The organism is Mycobacterium sp. NPDC003449, assembly GCF_053588415.1.
Genome location: NZ_JBSFPX010000270.1, coordinates 1 through 7,299 on the forward strand (window position 1 = coordinate 1; position 7,299 = coordinate 7,299).

The 7,299-nt window shown below is 66.4% G+C and carries 6 protein-coding genes; 2 read left to right on the plus strand and 4 right to left on the minus strand.

The features are described from left to right. On the plus strand, positions 1-405 hold a 405-nt coding region (locus ACWDTP_RS35975; protein ID WP_450027991.1), incomplete at its 5' end, for a substrate-binding domain-containing protein. Here ACWDTP_RS35975 and ACWDTP_RS35980 read toward each other — a convergent pair. Together ACWDTP_RS35980 and ACWDTP_RS35985 are read right to left on the minus strand one after the other, a co-directional pair. Next, positions 402-1,958: an APC family permease gene (locus ACWDTP_RS35980; RefSeq protein WP_450027992.1), complete on the minus strand. Its 1,557-nt coding sequence runs from the start codon at positions 1,956-1,958 to the stop codon at positions 402-404. The genes ACWDTP_RS35975 and ACWDTP_RS35980 overlap by 4 nt on opposite strands. Positions 1,959-2,241: 283 nt before the next feature. Then, a complete protein-coding gene (locus ACWDTP_RS35985) occupies positions 2,242-3,963 on the minus strand; it encodes an L-lactate permease (RefSeq protein WP_450027993.1) in 1,722 nt (573 codons plus the stop codon). 275 nt (positions 3,964-4,238) lie between these two features. Here ACWDTP_RS35985 and ACWDTP_RS35990 point away from each other — a divergent pair, with 275 nt between their 5' ends. Beyond that, the gene (locus ACWDTP_RS35990) at positions 4,239-5,486 is read left to right on the plus strand and encodes an alpha-hydroxy acid oxidase (protein ID WP_450027994.1); all 1,248 of its coding nucleotides are present in this window, start codon (positions 4,239-4,241) and stop codon (positions 5,484-5,486) included. A gap of 19 nt (positions 5,487-5,505) precedes the next feature. Here ACWDTP_RS35990 and ACWDTP_RS35995 read toward each other — a convergent pair whose 3' ends face one another. After that, positions 5,506-6,165: a ThuA domain-containing protein gene (locus tag ACWDTP_RS35995; RefSeq protein WP_450027995.1), complete on the minus strand. Its 660-nt coding sequence runs from the start codon at positions 6,163-6,165 to the stop codon at positions 5,506-5,508. 25 nt (positions 6,166-6,190) lie between these two features. Beyond that, on the minus strand, positions 6,191-7,299 hold a 1,109-nt coding region (locus ACWDTP_RS36000; protein WP_450027996.1), incomplete at its 5' end, for an aspartate ammonia-lyase.

Consider the following 7,299-nt stretch of genomic DNA (forward strand, 5'->3'; position numbering starts at 1 on the left):
CGGAGCGCTACCGGGCCGCCCACGCGAAGCTCGACGAGGCGCTCGGCGGCACCATGGACCGAGGCCGGTGACATCGACATGGCCAGCGGCATGGCCGCGGCCGAACAGCTGATATCGGGCGCCGAACCACCGACCGCGATCGTCGCGACCTCCGATGTCCACGCCGTGGCGGCGATCAAAGCCCTTGACCGCAAGGGTGTTTCCGTCCCCGGACAGGTATCGGTGATCGGATTCGACGACGCCCCGATCGCCGATCTGGTGGGCCTGACCACGATTCACCAACCGCTGGCCGAGAAAGGCAGAGCCGCCGCGACCATCCTGCTCGATCTGTTGCAGGGGCGGTCCCGGCGGCGGTCGGTCAAACCCACCCAGCTGATCGTCCGCTCGAGCACCGGCCCCGCTTAGTCGCTGGCGCTGACTACCTCCCGATCCGCCATATCGTCCTTGGCGCGGTGGTCGCGCAGCAGGTTGGCGATCTCGATGGCGTCGCCCTCGGGCGCGGTCGAGTTCCGGTACGGCTTGGCGATCACCATGTAGATCAGCCCGACGGCGGCCACCACCACGAATCCGGTCAGCGCGATCCAGCGATCGAAGAAGTGCAGTGTCGGGTCGCCGTTGGGGCGGGCCAGCACGATCATCGACAGCACGCCGTAGACCAGGGCCCCGATCCCCACGGGCCACCCCCACCTGCCCAGCGTCCAGCGCCCGCCGGGCTGCCAGCCTTTGGCCCTGGCCCGCAGCGAGGCCAACACCACCATCTGGAAGGCGAAGTAGCCGGCCAGCATCTGGAAGGCCGCGACCCGGAACAGGGCGTCGGGCAGGAAGTACAACATCACGAACAGAGAGATACACAGCGAGACAACCAGTATCGTCGCGTTGACCGGAACCTTGCGGCCCGAGATCTTCTTGAAGATGCTGCTGCCGGGGAACATGTCGTCGCGGGCGAACGAGAAGATCAGCCGGCTGCCCGCCGCCTGCTGGCCCATGACACAGGCCAGGAACGAGGTCAGCGCGATCAGCAGGAACACCTTGGTGCCCGCCTCGCCGAACGTTCCGGTGAGGATGGCCGGGATCGGGTTGGCGACGTTGCCGTCGACGATGTCCTGCAGGTTGGGCGCGGCCAGGATGTAGCCGACGAAGGCGAACAGCGCGGCGGTGCCACCCAGGATGACCGTCAGCATCATCGACCGGGGGATGGTCCGGCTCGGGTTCGGGGTCTCCTCGGCGACCTCACCGCAGGCTTCGAAACCGTAGTAGAGCACCAGACCGATGATGGCCGCGGTGGCGAACGCGCTCAGGTAATCGCCGTCGCCACCCGTGCCCATGGTGTCGAACAACACCGAGAAGCTGTTCTTGCGGGAGAAGATCAACAGATACAGCCCAACCACCACGATGCCGGCCACCTCGGCGGCCAGCCCGACCTTGGCGATCGTGGCCAGCGTCTTGGAACCGGTGGAGTTCAGCGCGAGGCAGATCAACACCACCACGGTGGCGATGATCAGCTTCTGCAGCGGCGTCGAGGAGATGTTGGAATCCGAGTGGAACAGGGCGAGAACGAAATCCGCGCTGAACATCGCGGTGGTGGTGCAGCCCACCACGATGCCCGCGATGTAGATCCAGGACATGATCCAGGCGTATGGACCGTTCCACAGTCGGCGTGCCCACTGGTAGAGCCCACCCGCGATGGGGAACTGCGACACGATCTCGCCGAACACCATGGCCACCAGCAACTGACCTGCCGCGGCGATCACCAGCCACAGGATCGACGGCGGGCCCGCCGTCGTGAGGGCCTGGGTGAACATCGACAGCACGCCCACCATGGGCGAGAGATAGAGGAATCCGAGCGCGAAATTCGACCACATCCCGATCTTCCGGTCGAATTTCTCTTCATAACCCAGCACTCGCAGATGGGCGTCATCGCCGCTGAGCGAACGACCCCCACCGTTTGTCACTGTCATCGTGATGTCTCCTCGGACTCGGGTTTCCGGCTGTCGGTGCACTGTGGGTCGACAGGTCATGTGGCTGCGACCACACATGAAGTGTGATCGCCCCCGGCGACCCCGGGCAGACCCAATACGTGCAAGGAACAGCGGCGGCATTTCCCATAACGGGTAGCGCTCCCGAGCCGCGATCCAGCCGAAAAGCGGGCTGAAACCGCAGGTCAAACCCCATACGCGAGGTGACGTGAAGCCGGTCCGAACGGATTCTTCGGGCGATTAGCTACTCAGCGGGTGGCCGCACTCACGGCAGCATCCACGAGAGCACCGGGGTGGACTGCAGGTAGACGAGTACACACATCACCAGCAGGAAGCCCAGTGACCATCCGATCACCTTGCGGAACAGATCGCCCTCCCGGCCGGGCATCGCGGTGGCGGCCGCGGCGATCGCCAGATTCTGCGGAGAGATCATCTTGCCGAGCACGCCGCCGGAGCTGTTGCCGGCGGCTACCAGCACCTCGCTAAGCCCGGCCTGTTGGGCGGCCGCGACCTGCAGCGTGCCGAACAGCGCGTTCGACGAGGTGTCCGAGCCGGTCACCGCGACACCGAGCCAGCCGAGTACCGGAGAGAGAAACGCGAAGAAGCTGCCGGTTCCGGCGATCCACTGGCCGATGGTGATCGTCTGGCCGGAGAAGTTCATCACGTACGCCAGCGCGAGGACCGCGGCCACGGTGAGGATGGCCCACTTGAGCTGGTTGAGCGTCGCACCGAATGCCCGCACCGCCGCAACGGGTTTCAGCCCCAGTGCAGCCATGGTGATCAGCCCGGAGATCAACAGCAGGGTTCCGGCCGAGGACAGGAAGCCGAACGAGAACGTCACACCCGACGGCGGCTCGCCGGACGCCGTGGCGATGTCCAGGCCCGGCCAGGGGAACGAGACCGCACCTGTGCCCAGCAGCGTGCGGACCGGGCCGAGCTGCGCGACGGAGAACACCACGATGATGATCAGGTACGGCGCATAGGCTTTCAGCACGTCCCGGCCGGAGTCGGCCGGCGGTTCGGCATCCTCGGCCACTCGCCCCGATCCCGTGGTCACATCGGGGACGGGGCCCTCACGCCGCCCGGATTCCGCGGCGTGCGCCGACGCCGGGACGGTGGCGACACGGTCCTGCCCGTCGTCGCCCCCGCGGGCCCGCTGCACCACGAGCACCTCACCCGGTTGCCAGAACCGCAGCAGGACGACCAGTGCTCCGGCCGAAGCGAGCGACGCGATGATGTCGGTGAGTTCCACCGACAGATAGTTCGCGGAGACGAACTGCGCGATGGCGAACACGATCCCGGCGACGACCGCGGGCAGCCAGCACTGCCGTACGCCACGGCGACCATCGACCAGCAGGACGAGGACCAATGGTACGAACAGCGCGAGGACGGGAGTCTGCCTGCCGACGGTCGAGGCCAACTCCCCCACCGGCAGCCCGGTGATCTTGGCCAACGTCGTGATCGGCACCGCGATGGCGCCGAACGCGACCGGGGCGGTGTTTGCCACCAGCGCCACCGTGGCCGCCTTCATCGGCGAGAACCCCATCGCGATGAGCATGACGGCGCTGATCGCCACCGGTGTACCGAAGCCGGCCAGGGCTTCCATCAGCGCGCCGAAGCAGAACGCGATGATGATCGCCTGGATCCGCTGGTCGGTCGACACCGCGCCGAACGACCGGCGCAGGACGTCGAAATGGCCGGTCGTCACCGTCATGTTGTAGACCCAGATGGCCGTCACGACGATCCACATGATCGGGAACAACCCGAAGACCGCGCCTTCGGCTGCACTGCTAAGTGCCTGCCCGACGGGCATGCCGTAGGCAGCCACGGCCACCACCAACGCGACCGCGAGCGCGATCAGTCCGGCCCACTGTGCCTTCATCCGGACGACGCCGAGCAGGACGAAGATCGTCAGCAGGGGCAGCGCGGCGACCAGAGCGGACAGCGCGAGCGAGTTGCCGACGGGGTCGAGCACCTGCTCATACATGGTTGCGCCCCGAGGGAGTCGATAACGGTGCGCGCCAGTGCGATTGGTTCATCCTCGTCGACACCATCTACGCACCAGGCCTTTCATAGCTCGGAACTAGATTCTCGAATGATGGAAGACTGCTCCGTCGCGATGCGTGTGTCAACTGTCACATGTCGCCGAATTTGTGACGGAAGGATGAACCGGCCGCCGGGCGACCCGAGCCCCGATTTGCTGGCCGACTGCGGATTATGCTTGCAGGCCGGCCGTGTTGCCTCCTCACAAAAGGGTCACCGATGATCAGACGCCAAGTCCCGAAAGCCCGCGACCTCGCACCCCTGTTGCAGTTCAAGAAACCGAGCCTGGATTTCAAACGCAACCGGTTACAGAAGGCGCAGACCGTGTACGACCTGCGGCGGATAGCCCAGCGCCGCACACCGAAGGCCGCGTTCGACTACACCGAAGGCGCCGCGGAGGCCGAGATCTCGCTGGCCCGCGCCCGCCAGGCGTTCGAGGACATCGAGTTCACCCCGTCGATCCTGCGAGACGTGGCCGACGTCGCCACCGGGTGGGATGTCCTCGGCGCCCCGGTGCGGTTCCCGTTCGGGATCGCACCCACCGGGTTCACCCGGATGATGCAGACCGAAGGCGAGATCGCGGGGGCGCGCGCCGCGGGACGGCACGGAATCCCGTTCTCCCTGTCCACCATGGGCACCACCGCCATCGAAGCCGTGAAGGCGGCAAACCCGCACGGCAGGAACTGGTTTCAGCTGTACATGTGGAAGGACCGGGACCGCTCCATGGCGCTGGTCGAACGTGCCGCCGCCGCCGGTTTCGACACCCTGCTGGTCACGGTGGATGTGCCGGTGGCGGGTGCGCGCCTGCGCGACAAGCGAAACGGCTTCTCGATCCCGCCGCAGCTGACCCTCGGCACGGTCGCCAACGCCATTCCGCGGCCATGGTGGTGGTTCGATTTCCTCACCACCGAGCCGTTGTCGTTCGCTTCGCTGGATCGTTGGTCGGGAACCGTCGGCGAACTGCTGGACACGATGTTCGATCCGACCGTCGATTTCGACGACCTCAGATGGATCCGGGACCAATGGCCGGGCAAGGTCGTGGTCAAGGGAATCCAGAGCCTGGCCGACGCCAAGGAGGTCGCCAGGGTCGGCGTGGACGGCATCATCCTGTCCAACCACGGGGGCAGGCAACTCGACCGGGCACCGGTTCCGTTTCATCTGCTGCCCGAGGTGGTCCGGGAAGTCGGCAGCGAGTACGAGGTTCACCTCGACACCGGAATCATGTCCGGTGCCGATGTCGTCGCGGCCGTCGCGCTCGGCGCGCGATTCACCTTGCTGGGACGGGCGTATCTCTACGGGCTGATGGCCGGCGGCGAAGACGGCGTCAACCGGATGATCGAGATCGTCAGCGGCCAGATCGAACGAACGATGCGGCTACTGGGCGTCCGCGCCCTGGAAGAGCTGGGCCCCGGGCACGTCACCCAGTTGATGCGGCTCGCGCCCCGGTCCGCATCCGGCGCAGGCTAGGGATACCGCGAACCGCTGGCTATCGCCGCGCCGCCCAGGCGATGCCCTGTTTGGTGAGCCTGCGGACGTCGGCACCCGCGAGGTCTTGCCGGCCATGGCCGATCGAGTGGTAGAACACCCGGCCACGGCCCCACTGCCGCACCCAGGCGACCGGGCTCCTCAGCCCGTCCAGCCACGCGAAATGTGCCCCGTCGAACGTGGTTTCGGCCAGGACGACGTTGTTGGGGTCGACGCTCATGTAGTACTGCTCGGAGGCCACCGGGAAGTCCCCGACCCCACGGGTCACCTCGTGCTCGCGGTCGACGATGGTCACCTCGTAGGGGTGCGGGTAGCCCTCGCCTGCGGGATGGGCCAGGAAGTCGCCACCGAGCATCAGATGGTAACGCAGGCTGGACCGGAATGCTGCCGCGGCACCGTGCCACGCGGCCACCCCGGTGCCGGATTCGACCGCGGCCAGCAGCTGGTCCTCCTGCGCGTCCGTGAGGTCTTCGGTGGTCAGCGCGTTGTTCCAGCCGAGGATGATCAGGTCGTACCCGGTGAGGTCGCGGTCGAGGGTGAAGATGTCCTGGGACTCTTCGAGATCGAAGCCGAGCTCACCGACCAGATCGCGGGTCCACTCGGCGATGTTGTACGGGCTGTGGCCGGGCCATCCGCCGTACAGGTACAGCACATTCGTCATCGGCAGAGCCCTTCCTTGCTCGTGTTCACAGTCCGGCCAGCGACTCGGGCGCCAGCAACTCGGCAACCCGTTCGGCACTCAACAGCCCTTCGGCCACTACGATCTCGGGAATCGTCCGTCCGGTTGCCAGCGCCGATTTGGCGATCCGCGCCGCGGTGGCATAGCCGAGGTACGGGCTCAGCGCGGTGATGACACCGATCGAATTGGTCACCGACTCGTACAACCGCTCGCGGTTGGCGGTGATCCCGACGACGCACCGGTCCAGCAGTGTCCGGCACGCCGAATCCAGATGCGCCAGCGACTGGAACAGGCAGTGGGCGATGATCGGCTCGAACGCGTTGAGCTGCAACTGTCCGGCCTCGGCCGCCATGCTGATCGTGACGTCGTTGCCGACCACCTCGAAAGCCACCTGATTGACCGCTTCGGGGATCACCGGGTTGACCTTGCCCGGCATGATGCTCGAACCCGCCTGCACGGCCGGAAGATTGATCTCGTTGAAACCCGACCGGGGTCCCGAGGACAACAGCCGCAGATCGCTGCAGATCTTCGAGAGCTTGAGGGCGGTGCGTTTGAGCACCCCGGACAGCTGGACAAAGGCGCCGACGTCCTGGGTGGCCTCCACCAGGTTGCCCGCCGTGGAGAGCTCGAACCCGGTGATGGCACCGAGCTTTTCGCAGACCAGCGCCGCGTAGCGGGGATGGGCGTTCAACCCGGTGCCGATCGCGGTGCCGCCCAGGTTGATCTCGGTGACCAGCAGGGCGGCCTCGGCCAGGCGTTCGGCGTCCTCGGTGAGCATCACCGCGTATGTGCTGAACTCCTGGCCCAGGGTCATCGGCACGGCGTCCTGCAACTGGGTGCGGCCCATCTTCAACACCGTCGCGAATTCCTCCGCCTTTACCGCGAACCCGTCGGCCAGCTCGGTCATGGCGGCGCGCAGCGTGGCGATCTGCACCTGCAGCGCCACCTTGATGGCCGTGGGGTACACGTCGTTGGTGCTCTGGCCGCGATTGACGTGTTCGAGCGGATGCAGCCGGTCGTAGCCGCCGCGGTGCGCACCGGAGAGCTCGAGCGCCCGGTTCGCGATCACCTCGTTGGCGTTCATATTCGTCGACGTCCCGGCACCGCCCTGGATCA